Genomic DNA, 14,008 nt, shown 5'->3' on the forward strand with positions numbered 1-14,008 from the left:
CGCGACAAGTAGCAGCGGCGTACGGTTTGTCGTCGTTGAACTTCAATCCTCTGTCAATGTTGTGGCCCGCGCCCAGTCGACGGTATCGAAGCCTTCGGTAAGAGTCCCTTTGATCTCGGTCAGTCTCCGCATTGCAGCCGCCACTTTTCCTTGAAGTTGCCATATCCGCGCCAGCCCAAGAGTTGCACGTAATTCCAGCCATTTCGCATTCTGCTGGCGTGCTATGGCAATTGCCTTGTTGAAGCAAGAAAGTGCTACGTCAAGATCCCACGCTTCTCTGGAGCGTGCCATCGACTCGCGGAGTATTAGTTCCCCCTTGAGGCGCTGCAATTCGGCCTCGTAGTAGCGTTCTCCGGTCTTCTCTGCCCATGTGAACGCGTTTTCAAGAACACGTAGGGCTGCCCTCGGCCGACCCGTGTTTGCGTGCGTGTCCGCCAGTATCGCAAGAAAGTGCGGTTGACCAAGGTTAGCACCGGTGGCGTGATAGGCGGTGAGGCCCGCACGCACTTGGCTGACTCCTTCCTCTACGCTTCCTTTAATTGCCAGCGCCCAGCCGTTAAGGATGGATGCCCAGGCTAACCAAAGAGGGAACCCCATCTCGCGTGAGAGCGCGATGGCTGAGTCAGCGAACTTCTGCGTGGATTCGGCGTCGCGGTGAAACTGGTGTAGCTGAGCCAGAGATACCAGCGCATGAGCTAGGGTAAAAGGGTGCTCCAATTTCTGGGCCAGATCTAATGCCTCTTTTGCTCTCCCGCGGGCTTGATCGGGATAGCCAAGGCACCACAAGACCTGAGCCAACATCACGTATGCACGGACTTCTGGATCGGCACCCTGGGAAGTGAAGTGAGCGTGGCGCGGTTCTGATGTATAGAGAAGACGTGCCTGATTTAAATGGGCATGGGCGGTGCTGAACTCTCCTTGGAAAAATAGAGTTGACCCCAGCGACACATTGGCCTCTCCAAGCAGCTCAGGGTCGTGCGCATTCTCGGCAATACCGAGCATTCGCTTGCCAACTTCCAGTGCCTTAGCATGGTCAGCGTGCAATGAGAAATAGGTCCGCAAACCCACCAGCGTCTCAAATAGCTGAGGTGTTTCGCCGACCTGCTCGCACAAGTCTAGGGCACGGCTATACGTCGCTTCCACCTCAGACGAGGCGAAGCCTTTCGCGGCAATCAAGGCGGGTCCAATGACTAGATGCAAGGAGAGTTCCTGCCGCGCGCGTTCGGTTGTTTCTGGGAAATTCTTCACGAAGTCCAAGGCAGTACTCACGTGACGAATGGCTTCGGTGTAGGCGGATCGCTGTAGGGCCTGCTGTGCAGTGCGATGAAGGTATTCCACAGCCTTCAGATGGTTACGGCTAAGACTATAGTGACGTGCCAGCTCTGCCCAGTAGTCATTCAGCCGGCCATGGAATAAGGCCTCAATTGCGAGCGCCGTCCGCTCGTGCAGCGCGGTTCGCTGTTCAATGAGTAGAGAGCTGCTGGCTACTTCTTGGGTGAGGGCATGCTTGAATGAAAATCCGATGTCGGGGAAAGATGGCCGCTCGTAGATGAACTCTCGAGTCTGCAAGCGCGCTAGGAGATGGCGGAGTTTCGCGTCTGGCTCTTCGACGATCTGCTGTATCAGACTGAGAGGGAATTCTTTGCCAATTACCGCAAGGGTCTGCAGCAACTTCTTCTCGGCGTACGGAAGCCGATCGATACGAGCCGTAAGCACCCCTTGGACGGTGGTTGGGATATGCAATACGTTTGGCGTTCTCTCTGTATAGAAATGTCCGGGCTGGCCACGCAGCACCTTTTCTTCAGCTAGGGTCTGGACGACCTCTTCCATGAAGAAGGGATTACCTTCTGTCTTTTCCAGAATGAGTTCCTTGAGGGATATGATTTGGGGTTCATCCCGCAGCAGGGCGGTAAGCAACCGTTGCGCCTCCGCCGGGCCCAGCGGTTCCAGCCGGAGTGGGGTGTAGTAGGGCTTGTGACCCCAGCCATGCTGATACTCTGGCCGGTAGTTCAGCAGGAGAAGAATTCTTGCGCTCGGCAGCCGCTCAATGAGAACATTAAGGAAAGCCTCAGTCTCGCTGTCCAGCCATTGCAGATCCTCGAACAAGATTTCAACGGGTTGATTGGTACTCTCCCGCAAGAGCACTTCTGTGATGGCGTCAAAAATGCGTTGACGCCTGATTTCGGGGTCCATGTTCGGTAATGCCGAGCCGGGTTCAATGAACCCCAGCAGATATAGCAGGTACGGCAATTGTTCCTCGAGGCTGCGCGCAAGGCTGAGAAGTCTGCCAGCGATCTTTTCTCGGCAAATGCGCTCGTCGTCATGGTCGCTAATCTGGAAATAGTTTTTCACGAGCTCGATTAACGGCAAGTAGGCGAAAGACTTTCCATGCGAGACCGAGAATGTCTCCAGGATCAGGGAGCATCCCCGCGTCTGCTCCTTGAATTCGTGGAACAGCCGAGACTTCCCGACCCCTGCGTCGCCGATAACGCCGACAACTTGCCCTTGTCCGGTCTCGGCTCGATCCAAGGCCTGACGCAACTGCTTGAGTTCGTCTTGGCGGCCGACGAACCGGGCCAAGCCCCGCCGTTCTGATACCTGAAGGCGGGTGCGCGACGCCCCAAGGCCGAGCACTTCATAAACCATGAGTGGCTGCGGGATGCCTTTTACCTGCGTGGCGCCCAATGCTTTGAAATCAAGGTAACCTTCAGTAAGCCGATAGGTCGATTCGCTCACGAGAATGGCTGATGGTGCAGCGATGTTCTCCATGCGAGAAGCGATGTGGATTGTGTGCCCGACCGGGTCGTAATCCGTGCGCAAGTCGTCTCTACAGATGGAGCGCACCACCACCTCGCCAGTGTGAATCCCGACACGAATTTGAAGCGGTGTGCCTACGTTTAGATGGATTTGGTCACTGTGGCGCCGCATAGCGTCCTGCATTCGCAGTGCCGCATATACCGCTCGCTGGGCGTGATCCTCATGCGCAAGGGGCGCCCCAAAAAGGGCTAAAATCCCGTCGCCTAACGACTTGGCTACGTAGCCATCATAGTGGTGAACCGCCTCCATCATCAGTTCCACGACAGGGTCGATGAGCCGGCGTGCGTCTTCTGGATCCATACTGTGGATCAGAGCGGTCGAGCCGGCCATGTCCGCAAAGAGTGCGGTAATAGTCTTACGTTCGCCTGCCTTTGTTCCCCTTGCTTCCATAGCTTCCTGCTCGGCGAGAATGCGCTCGGCCAAGTGTGGCGGGGTAAAAAAAATAGGGGGCAGCGTGGCGGGGTTGGTCCGAGGTCCTGATATCCCGGTAGGCTGGGGCAGCGGTGAGCCGCATTCGGCGCAAAACCTAGCCGCGGGGCTCGATTCGTGACCGCAATGTGAGCAACGCTGCGCAAGCTTGGCTCCGCAGGCTTCGCAGAACTTGGCGTCTGCGGGATTGTCGCATCCGCAAAATGTGCAGCGCATATGACGCCTTGACTTCTCTGGCCATCCCGCACCACATTACACGCTTTCATCAAGGCCTTATCAAGTTTGCTCAGACTTGAACGGTCGTTGATAGACGTTAGGGAGAGCGCTGCGTGGAAGTTGCAGGCGTTTGGGGACAAGACAGCGCTCATACAAGGCGCTTTTTTTGCGCGACAGCTTCCGATTTTGCCCGACCACTAGCAGCTCAACTATCTTGCCCCTGTGTATGCAACGACGCCGGTGGCCAGCCCGCGGAGTGAGCCCACTCCTCCATCATTCGCTCGGTATCAAGCCCTTCGCGCACTAGCCACTCGAAGAATTCTTCCACGGCTGGTACGCGTTGCAGAGCACTAGCGTAGTAGCGGCGAGTCTTTGCCCCAAGTGGGCCGAATGGCGTGCACAGGCGGCCGGCTATGATGTCGTCGATTGCCAAGAAAAGAGGTACGAGGACAACCCCTAATCCTTCGGTGGCTGCCTGTAGAGAGAAATACATCTGCTCGAAGTGTAACGTTCCAGATGGTTTCAGATCCGGATGTCCGACTGCAGTAAGCCAAGCCGACCAGGAGTAGGGCTCAGTCGCATATCCGATCAAGGTGTGCGCGCGAAGATCGGCGGGTTCACGGAGCTTCCCTCCCTCGAGAAGGTCGACGTGGCAGACCGGCAAAATCAACTCCGTCATAAATGGCTCGGAAATACACCCCGGTGTCTCCGCATTGGCCCCGCGAATCACAACGTCATAGCCGTGCTCCTGAAAGTTGATAGGAGCAACTGATGTTCTAAGCTTGATCTCGACATCCGGCCGTTTGCGCTGAAAGCTCGACATGCGCGCGATCAACCAGCGCATGGTGAACGTTGGTGGCGCGTTCACGTGCAGAACAACAGGCGCCGCGTGATCGGATACCTGCATGGATGCGAGTGCCAAGCGATCCAGAGCTGCCGTCACCTCGGAAAGATAGCTTCTGCCAGTCTCGGTAAGAGAGACTTGCGATGCGCTCCTGTGGAACAGCGCAGTGCCTAGATACTCCTCAAGGAGTGCTACTTGTCGGCTTACGGCGCCATGGGTTACGTTAAGCTCGGTCGCAGCCTTGGTAAAGCTGACATAGCGGCCGGCCGCCTCAAAAGCACGTAGTGCGTTAAGCGGGGGAAGTTTTCTTGACATCGTAAGGCCATTTTCTGGAGTGTGTAGCGCTCGTGAATATTAGCCTCAGTTTTTCTCGCACAGCAATAGCTGGCGAACTGAGGCCCGGCACTCTGATTGGGTTCGAGGCATGCTTCCCGGCACATCCGTCCCGTGGGCCCAGATGCCGACCCATACAGACATTGGCTGCGGGCGCAAAGGGCTCGGGCCGCCCGACCTTGAATGCGAATGGCTCGTCGGTCACGGACATGGGGTCGCCGTGCAGGCAACATCACTCCCATTCAGCATTGCTTACCGCGATGGGCATTTACTAGGGCTTGCGTGGCATGTTTGGTGCACTTCCTGGTATTGAGCCTCTTGAACTTTTGGGCAGCGGCGGTCGGCTGCTCACCACCATGATCATATCCTCCATCGTGAGCCCAGATCGTGCTGAGTGAGCACAGCTCACGCTGAAGAGAATCCTATTTGCACGATCGTGCGACAAGAACCAGAATGGGCCTAGTCGATTTCCGGCGTAATACTGTGCCGCGGCAAGGCGCAGGTGTAAATAAAAGGATTATCGTGGAAGACATTCTTGTTGAACGCCAGCCGCAATGGCTGGAAATCACCATCAATCGCCCCGACAAGCTCAATGCAATTCGGGAACAGACTGCCGTCGAGATTCTCGAGCAGTTGAGCGAGGCAGAGGCGGACCGTAGCTGCCGCGCTGTCCTGATCACTGGCCTGCCGAAAGCCTTCTGCACTGGTGTGGACACCAGTGAGCAAAAGCTCGAGCCGGACGAGATCTTTGAACTGTGGCGGCGCCGCAAGCGCAGCCGCAAGGTCAATCAAATGTTCCGTGCTTTGCCGGAGATGACGAAGCCGGTAATCGCTGCCGTCGAAGGTTACGCGCTGGGCGGAGGTTTCGAGCTGGCGCTCCTGTGCGACCTGGTCGTCGCCGGTGATGGCGCGCAATTCGGCCTGCCCGAGGCCAAGCTCGGCCTGATGCCCGGCGGCGCCGGCACCCAGACATTGCCACGCCTTGTGGGTAAGCCATTGGCCAAGGAACTCATGTGGACCGGTCGGCGCCTCAACGCGCAGGAAGCTTTGGCTAATCGCATCGTGAACCATGTGGCCGCGAAGGGCGAGGCGATGGCCAAGGCGCGCGAAGTTGCGACTCAAATCGCGGCGCAGGCTCCGCTGTCGGTAATGTTCAGCAAGCAGGCAGTGGAGCGCGGCTTCGATGCCACGCTGTCGGAAGGCATGAACATCGAGGCAGACGCCTTCTTCACGTTGGCTTTCTCCACCGACAAGGAAGAAGGCTTGGCTGCGCTCAAGGAAAAGCGCCCCGCAAATTTCATCGGTCGCTGAGGAGTTAGCATGACTGTGAGTTTGAAGAAAAAGGATATCGCCATCGTTGGCTACGGAGAGACGCCGGTAGTCATGCGAGGCGGTCGCAGTTCGTACGACCTGGCTTCCGAAGTTCTCGAGCAGGTACTGAACCAGACTGGCATCGACAAGAACGAGATCGACGGTATCGCGGTATCGGAAACGATGAGTGAGACCAGTAATCCCTTCTGGGCGCCGTTCCTGGCCGAGCATCTGGGGCTACAGACGAACTGGACTCAAATCAACGGCTTGGGTGGTGCATCGACGATCGCTGGTGTTGCCCGAGCCGCCGCCGCCATCCGCGACGGACAAGCGCGCACGGTGTTCGTGGTCGCGTCCGATGCGCAATCGAGCTACCCGCCGACAGAACAAGGTGGCCCGCGCTGGGAGTTCCAATACCCCGTGGGTCTGCGCGGGCCGACTGGTGTGTTTGGTATGCTGATGCAGCGCTACGAGCACCAGTATGGCCTGAAGTACGAGGCGCTGGCCAAGCTTGCTGTCACGCAGCGCCGCCACGCGCTGCTTAATCCGAATGCCACTGCCAAGCTAAAGGTGCCGCTGACTGAGCAGGAGTACCTGAGCTCCAAGTTTGTCTCGACGCCGCTGCGTGTGCTGGACAGCGTGATGGTGTGTGACGGTGCCAACGGGGTGCTGGTTACGTCGGCCGACAACGCGAAGCGGCTCGGATTGACCAAGGCCATCTACCCTGTCGGGTATGGCGAGGTGACCAACTTCAAGGTCGATGATCCTACAGCCGACATCACTGAGAGCGGATTCACAGTGGCTGGACCGCGCGCTATGGCTCAGGCGGGGGTAACCCCGAGTGACATCCGCATGTTCCACCCCTACGACGATTTCGTTATCGCGATCCTGCTGCAGCTTGAGCAGCTGGGTTTCTGCGAGCGCGGCGGCGGCTCGGACTTCATTTTGCGCACGGACTTCGGCTTCGATGGTCAGCTGCCGCTCAATACCGGCGGCGGGCAGATCTCGGCGGGGCAGCCGGGCCTTGCAGGTGGCGGCCTGAACCTCGTGGAAGCGGTGCGACAAATGTTCGGCGAAGCTGGTGAGCGCCAGGTGAAGGATCCGCGCAATGCGCTGGTTACCGGTATCGGCTCGATTCCCTACGCCAAGAACTGGAGCGTATCCAACGTCATGGTCCTGGAGCAATGAAAATGACAGATACCAAGAAACCCGTGCGCCCCTTGCCGCGCCCAGACATCTATACCAAGACGACGCCGTTTTGGGAAGCTGCTAATGAAGGCAAGTTGATTCTGCAGTACTGCAAGGACACCAACAAAGCCCAATGGTTTCCGCGCTCGGGCTCGGTCTATACCGGTAAGCGAAACATCGAGTGGCGGGAGTCGGCCGGACGCGGCACGGTGTACTCATACACGGTGTCCGTGGCACCGTGGCCAGGCCACGAAGACCGCGTCCCTTACTTGTGTGCCTACGTTGAACTCGAGGAGGGTGTTCGCATTCTGGCCAACCTCTTCAACGTCAAGTCCGAGGAAGTCAAAATCGGCATGCCGGTCAAGCTGATGTGGGAGCGTCTGTCAGAGAAGTTCAACTATCCCGCATTCGAGCCGGTGTAGGTCGGCCCCGACGGGATGCTTGCTCCTTAACGAAGCTGCCTCGGTCGAACCAGCCCGGGGCGGCTTCGTCTTATGGAGCGTTGGGTTTGTAGGGATTTGCACGGCAGGCCACGGGGGGTAGACACCGATGAAGTTCGCATCATTTTTGGCGGCGCACGCAAAGATGCATGGCCACAAGGAGGCCATCATCTGCGAGGGGAGGCGGTTGAGCTTCCGCGAATTGGAGGCATCCACCAACCGCATCGCCCGAGGACTACGGTCTGCGGGAGTTCAAGTAGGTGACCGCGTCGTGGTGTACCTGCCGAACGGCGTCGAGTTCGTTCAGGCCTTCATCGCGGCCATTAAGGCAGGCGCACTAGCGGTGCCGGTGAATCTGCCGCTATCGGCGCCCGAGATTGCGCACATCCTTGGGGATGCAACGCCAAAGGCTGCCTTTATCTGCGGCACCACACAGACCACCTTTGCGCGTGCGGCGTCCGGGCTCCCTGCCGTGGTCCGCATCGGAACTGATCAGCATTGCGACGCGGATCTGCGAATGGACGAGCTGGCCGCGGAAGGCGATGACTCGCCGTTGGATGTGCCTCATGACGCAATAGACTGCATGGTGGGCTACACCTCCGGTACGACCGGGCGAGCAAAAGGGGTGGTCCTGACGCAGTCGAACTATCTCTATGTCAATGGCTACTTGAACGGGTGGCACTGGGGGCTGACCGGGGACGACAGGCACCTGTGCACGACGCCACTGGCGCATCGTACCGGCATGGCTCGGCTGATGAATGTTATTTTCCATGGCAGCACGCTAGTGATTATGCCGCGCTTCGATGCGGCCGAAGCCACACGACTGATGCGCCAGGAGCGCATCACCGTTCTCGGCATGGTCCCGACTGTGGGGCGCATGCTACTCGACGAAGTCGAGTCCAGTCCTGAGAGCTTTTCTAGCGTGCGCGTTGCTTTGGTCACGGGTGAAGCGTTCCCGCTTGACGTCAAGAAGCGCTTGTACGCTGCGCTGCCCAACGTCCGCTTTTACTCGTTCTATGCAATGACGGAGGCGGGTGCCATCGCTGGACTGGACAGTTCAGAGCAACTCACCTATCCATCGTCTGTCGGGCGAATCTGGCCCGGCGTGGAAGTCAAGCTCGTGGACAACCGTGGCTTCGAAGTCGCCACAGGAGAAGGCGGCGAGATTTGGGTACGCAGTGGTCCACCGGGACTTTACTCCACCATGCGAGAGTACTTCCGTCGGCCCGAGGACACAGCAAAAACCCTGCACGACGGCTGGGTGGCGACCGGAGACATGGGGCGCTTCGATGCAGAGGGTTATCTGTACCTAATGGATCGAAAGAAAGACATGATCTTGTCCGGCGGATACAACATCTACTCCAAAGAGGTGGAGTCAGCGATCCAGGAGTACCCGGGTATTCGCGATGTGGCCGTCATTGGTGTGCCTGATTCCATGTTCGGTGAGGCGGTCGCAGCTTACGTCGAAGCGGAAGAGGGAGTTGAGATGTCAGCGCAGGCGGTCATTGACCATTGCCGCGAGCTCATTGCGGGCTATAAGAAGCCCAAATACGTGTTCTTCGTGAAGACACTTCCGCGCAACAGCACGGGCAAGGTGTTGAAGACCGCGCTGCGCGAGCAGTACAGGGTAGAGCACCCTGGCCATTGAAAGAGGATAACCCTATGCAATACGTTTCGCCGTGGATGGATTCTGAGTTGGAGATGCTGAAGGAAGCAGCACGGCGCTTCTTCGAAGAACGCTTTGTGCCCCGTGAACCGCAGTGGGCGGCGGACCTGCTGATGGAGCGAGAAGCCTGGAACGAGGCCGGTGCTGTTGGCCTTCTGTGCGCGAGTATTCCAGAGGAATACGGCGGTGGGGGCGGCACGCTCGCGCATGACATCGTGATCTTCAGCGAGCAAGCGCGGGCGCTCATCGGGAGCTTCTCCAATACCGTGCACAGTGGCATCGTAGCGCACTACCTGCTTCACTACGGCAGCGAAGCGCAGAAGAAGCGCTGGTTGCCGAAGATGGCGACGGGGGAAATGGTTGCGGCGATCGCGATGTCGGAGCCGGATGCCGGGTCTGATCTTCAGGCAATCAGGACGCGTGCAGTGCGTGAGGGTGATGAGTACGTGATCAACGGGGCCAAGACCTTCATCACCAACGGTTATCACGCCGACCTGGTGTTTGTGGTTGCGAAGACTGACCTGTCAGCTAAGGGCTCGCGAGGAACCTCCATCATTGTGGTAGAGACACGCGATTTGCCGGGGTTCCGCCGCGGCAAGGTGCTGGAGAAGCTGGGCAACAAGGGCTCCGATACGGCAGAGCTGTTTTTTGATGACGTACGGGTGCCGGTGGAGAACTTGCTTGGATCAGAGGAAGGGCAGGGCTTTCCGCAACTGATGGCTCAATTGCCAGCCGAACGCTTGTACATTGCGATGAACGCGGTCGCCCAAATGGAGAGGGCCGTTGCGATGACTGTCGATTACGTCAAGCAGCGCAAAGTCTTCGGTCAGCAGCTTTCAGAGATGCAGAACACACGCTTCAAGCTGGCAGAGTGTCAGACCCAAGCGCAGTTGGCACGCGTGTACGTCGACAACTGCATAGTGCGCTGCATGCAAGGACAGCTATCTAACGAGGATGCCGCCATGGCCAAGTGGTGGGCCACGGAACGATGCAACCGGGTCGTCTATGAGTGCCTGCAATTGCATGGAGGCAATGGATTCATCATGGAGTACCCGATCGCCAGGTTGTATGCGAACGCGCGCGTGGGTCCAATCTACGGCGGCTCCAATGAAATCATGAAAGAGATCATCGCCCGCAGCCTGCTGCGCTGACGCGTCGAAACCACGCTGAGCTGCTGCCGACCTTTGGCGGCGCTCACGCGTCCGATCTGCGACTTACGTCGCACATCACCGCCAACCGCTCCTTCGTCGCGCTCTCGCTCTCGCTCTCGCTGGCCCACATCCGGCTGTCCCGAAGTTCATTGAAAGCACACGTTCGCCGATAAGGAACTCAATCTGGGGGAGCGTCCCCTCCGCCGGAGCGCATCAAGCCCTCATTGAGGCAAGGTGCGACATCAATAGGTCTTGCGCGATGTCGCGGCTTCCTTCCTCCGGTGCGGCCAACTGGCGAACCAGGAGGCCGTGAGCAAGTATGAGCAACTCTTCCGCTTTGCGCTGCGGATCGACGTCCTTGCGAAACTCACCAACCGCCATGCCATCGGCAATCAGCCGAGCCCAGAAGCGCTGCTGTCGCCTGTATCGGTCGGACTGATGAGACAGCAACTCAAGGTCACGCGTGCTAGTGGCCAGGTAGTTGATCCAGAAGCGCCAGAAGCGATCCCTTGGTGAGCGACAAATGTAGCCGCTGAGCAGCCTGTGCAGCTGCTTGATGGGCGAGCCGGAATAGACCTCCCAGTCCTCGGGCAACTCATATGCCGACTCCAGAGCTGCGATCAGTAGGCGTTGCTTGTTGCCGAAGTGGTAGTTGATCGTCCCGGTGCTCATGCCCGCAGCCTGTGCGACCTTTCGCATGCTGAGGTTCTCAATGCCGTCGACCGAGATGAGTTCATAGACGATGCCAAGCACGTACTTGCGGGTGCGCTCCTGGCCCATGCGTACGCCGTCGCGCTGTGGTTGGATTCCCGCTCCCCGGGGAGAAGCTTTTTGCGGCTTGGGATTTGCGGCTCTTTCGGGGGCGCCTGCCGAAACAGGAGTGGTTCGACTGCGAAAAGGTCTGGGCGGCATGGTCCCGTCAGGAGTCGGGCAGTGGCAATACCTACATTGTGACGGGGGTCGATATAAGACGGCCACCGACTTCGGTAGTGGGTGTGACCTGATGTGATACAGCGTGAAGAATCATCACTTGTTCGCACGATCGTGCAATATAGAATCGGTTCACGATTAGTCAAAGGTACCCGGTGTAAGGAGCCCAGTTTGGAGATGGAAGCGAGCAAAATTATTTCAGCACCGTGGGATCGCCTGCGCGACACGACCTTGCTGCGTACCCGCAATCTTATCGGGGGCGAGTGGTGTTCGGCATCTGACGGCGGCGAACATGCGGTCCTGAATCCTTCCAGTCAGCAGGTTCTGGCGAAAGTGCCGGCCTCTTCGGAGGAGGATGCCCGTCGCGCCGTGCAGGCAGCGCACGACGCGGGCAAGGAATGGGCTGAACTGACGTCCAAGGCGCGCGCAAGTGTGCTTCGCCGTTGGCACGACCTGATCTTGCAGCACCGCGACGACCTGGGGCTCATCCTGGCCGCTGAGCAAGGAAAGCCTCTCGCGGAAAGTGTGGGCGAAGTGGTCTACGGTGCCGGTTTCGTCGAGTGGTTCGCCGAGGAGGGAAAGCGGGTCTACGGCGACGTAATCCCGCCGCACGCTAAGGACAAGCGCATTGTGGTTGTCAAGCAACCCGTTGGGGTGGCGGCGTTGATCACGCCTTGGAACTTCCCCAGCGCAATGATCACGCGCAAGGTGGGCCCCGCTCTGGCGGCAGGCTGCACCGTGGTGCTCAAGCCTGCGGAAGACACGCCGCTGTCGGCATTGGCACTGGGCGAGTTGGCGCTGCGTGCAGGGGTGCCGCCAGGGGTGTTCAATATCGTGACTACTGCTCAGCCGGCATCCGTAGGCGGCGTTTTCACGTCCGATCCGCTTGTACGTAAGCTTTCGTTCACCGGCTCGACCCGCGTAGGCAAGATGCTGATGGCGCAATGCGCAGGTACCGTGAAGCGCGTATCGCTCGAATTGGGTGGGAACGCGGCGTTCATTGTGTTTGACGATGCCGATCTCGACGCAGCAATTGCCGGCCTGATGGCCTGCAAGTTCCGCAACACCGGCCAGACCTGCATTAGTGCGAACCGAATCCTGATCCAGGACGGCATCTTCGATGCGTTCAGTAAGCGGCTCGTCGAGGCAGTACGCTCACTCGCAGTCGGCGATCCATTGGCGGACGGGAGCCAACAGGGTCCTCTCATCAACGAGGCCGCATTCCTCAAGGTCAATCGCTTGGTCAACGACGCCCTGGCGCGAGGTGCCGATGCACTCGAGGGCGCCTCGGTGCACGACCGTGGCGGATGGTTCTACCAGCCGACAGTACTGGCCAACGTGCCGAGCGACGCGACGATCTGCTCGGAAGAGATCTTCGGCCCCGTGGCGGTATTGGAGCGCTTCAGTACTGAGGCAGACGTAGTGGCGCGTGCAAACAATTCGCCCTATGGCCTGGCCGGCTACTTCTACAGCCGGGATGTCGGGCGCTGCTGGCGTGTGGCGGAGGCGCTGGAGGTGGGGATCGTCGGCGTCAATGAAGGCTCCATCTCGACCGAACTAGCCCCCTTCGGTGGAGTCAAGGAATCGGGGATCGGCCGAGAAGGGTCGAAGTACGGCATCGATGACTACCTTGAGACCAAGTACATGTGTTTCGGTGGTGTCGCATGATGACCTAACCAAAAAAATAAAACAAAGAGAGGAGACCTACCATGAAACGCAGGTACTTGATGGCTGCCGCGGCCCTTTGGGCGTGCGCCCCATTTGCATTAGCTGCTTATCCGTATCCGGTACGGCCGATCAAGATCATCGCGCCACAGCCGCCAGGTGGCGCCGTCGACATGATGGCTCGCACCGCGGCAGAGGCACTGCAGAAGACTTTCGGCCAAGCCGTGGTGGTCGAGAACAAAGCCGGCGCAGGCGGCCTTATAGGTGTAAGCGCAGCTGCCAAGTCACCTGCGGACGGCTACACACTGGTGATCGGATCGACCGGCCCATTCTCGGTCAGCGCGAGCCTGCTGCAAAGGATTCCATTCGACCCCGTAAAGGACTTCGTGCCGATCGCAAGGCTGGCGCAGATGCCAAGCTACCTCGTGGTCAATGCCAACGTGCCCGTGTCGACGGTCACCGAGTTTCTCGCCCTGGTCCGTTCGAAGCCCGGACGCTTCACGTATGCGTCAACCGGCAATGGCTTGTCACAGCATACCAACATGGAGTTGCTGAAGAGCATGGCCAATCTGTCTATATTGCCAGTGACCTACCGTGGCAGTGCGCCAGCAATCAGCGATTTGCTTGGGCATCAGGTCGACATGATGATCGAACTGGGCCCGCAAGTAATCCCGCACATCCGCGCCGGAAAATTGAAGGTACTGGCGACCACGAGTGCGACGCGTACCGAACTGCTGCCGAAAGTTCCGACTTTGGCAGAGAGCGGCGTTCCGGGATTCGAAGCCTACACCTGGTTTGCGCTCTATGCACCCGCAGGTACGCCACAGGCTATTGTGTCCAAGGTGCATGAAGCGCTGACCAAGGAATTCGATGGGCCTGAAATCCGAACTCGTTTAAGCGCCATCGGTGCGGAAGTTGCGCTGACATCGCCTACGGAGTTGGCTGCATTTCAGGCGGCCGAGACCAAGAAGTGGGCCGCAGTAATCCGGCAGGCTGGCATCAAACCTGAATGAGTTAG

General features: G+C 58.6%; 10 protein-coding genes. 7 read left to right on the top strand and 3 right to left on the bottom strand.

Annotation, left to right across the window (positions count from 1 at the left end; translation table 11 throughout):
* Positions 1-42 precede the first annotated feature (42 nt).
* Entirely contained in the window at positions 43-3,462 is a 3,420-nt protein-coding gene (locus tag KHO41_RS22745; RefSeq protein ID WP_211955547.1) for an adenylate/guanylate cyclase domain-containing protein, read from the bottom strand.
* Between the two features lie 205 nt (positions 3,463-3,667).
* Positions 3,668-4,621 (bottom strand): LysR substrate-binding domain-containing protein, encoded by a 954-nt coding sequence (locus KHO41_RS22750; protein ID WP_211955548.1) that lies wholly within the window; start codon positions 4,619-4,621, stop codon positions 3,668-3,670.
* Positions 4,622-5,161: 540 nt separating this feature from the next.
* Here KHO41_RS22750 and KHO41_RS22755 point away from each other — a divergent pair.
* From KHO41_RS22755 to KHO41_RS22775, 5 genes are all read left to right on the top strand, one after another.
* Positions 5,162-5,950 (top strand): enoyl-CoA hydratase/isomerase family protein, encoded by a 789-nt coding sequence (locus tag KHO41_RS22755; RefSeq protein WP_211955549.1) that lies wholly within the window; start codon positions 5,162-5,164, stop codon positions 5,948-5,950.
* A gap of 9 nt (positions 5,951-5,959) precedes the next feature.
* Positions 5,960-7,138, top strand: a complete 1,179-nt coding sequence (locus KHO41_RS22760) for a thiolase family protein (protein ID WP_244873972.1) — start codon at positions 5,960-5,962, stop codon at positions 7,136-7,138.
* 2 nt (positions 7,139-7,140) lie between these two features.
* Entirely contained in the window at positions 7,141-7,560 is a 420-nt protein-coding gene (locus tag KHO41_RS41705) for a Zn-ribbon domain-containing OB-fold protein (RefSeq protein ID WP_280519712.1), read from the top strand.
* A 127-nt stretch (positions 7,561-7,687) separates the two neighbouring features.
* A complete protein-coding gene (locus tag KHO41_RS22770; protein WP_211955550.1) occupies positions 7,688-9,226 on the top strand; it encodes a class I adenylate-forming enzyme family protein in 1,539 nt (512 codons plus the stop codon).
* 14 nt (positions 9,227-9,240) lie between these two features.
* The gene (locus KHO41_RS22775) at positions 9,241-10,395 is read left to right on the top strand and encodes an acyl-CoA dehydrogenase family protein (protein ID WP_211955551.1); all 1,155 of its coding nucleotides are present in this window, start codon (positions 9,241-9,243) and stop codon (positions 10,393-10,395) included.
* A gap of 213 nt (positions 10,396-10,608) precedes the next feature.
* On the opposite strand, the gene KHO41_RS22780 is transcribed toward KHO41_RS22775, so the two are convergent.
* Complete coding sequence (locus KHO41_RS22780; RefSeq protein ID WP_211955552.1) at positions 10,609-11,175, bottom strand: TetR/AcrR family transcriptional regulator; 567 nt, start codon at positions 11,173-11,175, stop codon at positions 10,609-10,611.
* A gap of 327 nt (positions 11,176-11,502) precedes the next feature.
* Between KHO41_RS22780 and KHO41_RS22785 the strand changes: the two genes are divergently transcribed.
* Both KHO41_RS22785 and KHO41_RS22790 read left to right on the top strand, forming a co-directional pair.
* Positions 11,503-12,993 (top strand): NAD-dependent succinate-semialdehyde dehydrogenase, encoded by a 1,491-nt coding sequence (locus tag KHO41_RS22785; protein WP_211955553.1) that lies wholly within the window; start codon positions 11,503-11,505, stop codon positions 12,991-12,993.
* 41 nt (positions 12,994-13,034) lie between these two features.
* A complete protein-coding gene (locus KHO41_RS22790; protein ID WP_211955554.1) occupies positions 13,035-14,003 on the top strand; it encodes a Bug family tripartite tricarboxylate transporter substrate binding protein in 969 nt (322 codons plus the stop codon).
* The last annotated feature ends 5 nt before the right edge of the window (positions 14,004-14,008 follow it).

This window comes from Cupriavidus numazuensis, from assembly GCF_905397435.1.
In the GTDB taxonomy this organism is placed as follows: Bacteria; Pseudomonadota; Gammaproteobacteria; order Burkholderiales; family Burkholderiaceae; genus Cupriavidus; species Cupriavidus numazuensis.

Coding starts and splice junctions, on each gene's coding strand:
- KHO41_RS22745 (WP_211955547.1), bottom strand. CDS start 3,462: ATGCGCTGCACATTTTGCGGATGCGACAATCCCGCAGACGCCAAGTTC.
- KHO41_RS22750 (WP_211955548.1), bottom strand. CDS start 4,621: ATGTCAAGAAAACTTCCCCCGCTTAACGCACTACGTGCTTTTGAGGCG.
- KHO41_RS22760 (WP_244873972.1), top strand. CDS start 5,960: ATGACTGTGAGTTTGAAGAAAAAGGATATCGCCATCGTTGGCTACGGA.
- KHO41_RS41705 (WP_280519712.1), top strand. CDS start 7,141: ATGACAGATACCAAGAAACCCGTGCGCCCCTTGCCGCGCCCAGACATC.
- KHO41_RS22770 (WP_211955550.1), top strand. CDS start 7,688: ATGAAGTTCGCATCATTTTTGGCGGCGCACGCAAAGATGCATGGCCAC.
- KHO41_RS22775 (WP_211955551.1), top strand. CDS start 9,241: ATGCAATACGTTTCGCCGTGGATGGATTCTGAGTTGGAGATGCTGAAG.
- KHO41_RS22780 (WP_211955552.1), bottom strand. CDS start 11,175: ATGGGCCAGGAGCGCACCCGCAAGTACGTGCTTGGCATCGTCTATGAA.
- KHO41_RS22785 (WP_211955553.1), top strand. CDS start 11,503: ATGGAAGCGAGCAAAATTATTTCAGCACCGTGGGATCGCCTGCGCGAC.
- KHO41_RS22790 (WP_211955554.1), top strand. CDS start 13,035: ATGAAACGCAGGTACTTGATGGCTGCCGCGGCCCTTTGGGCGTGCGCC.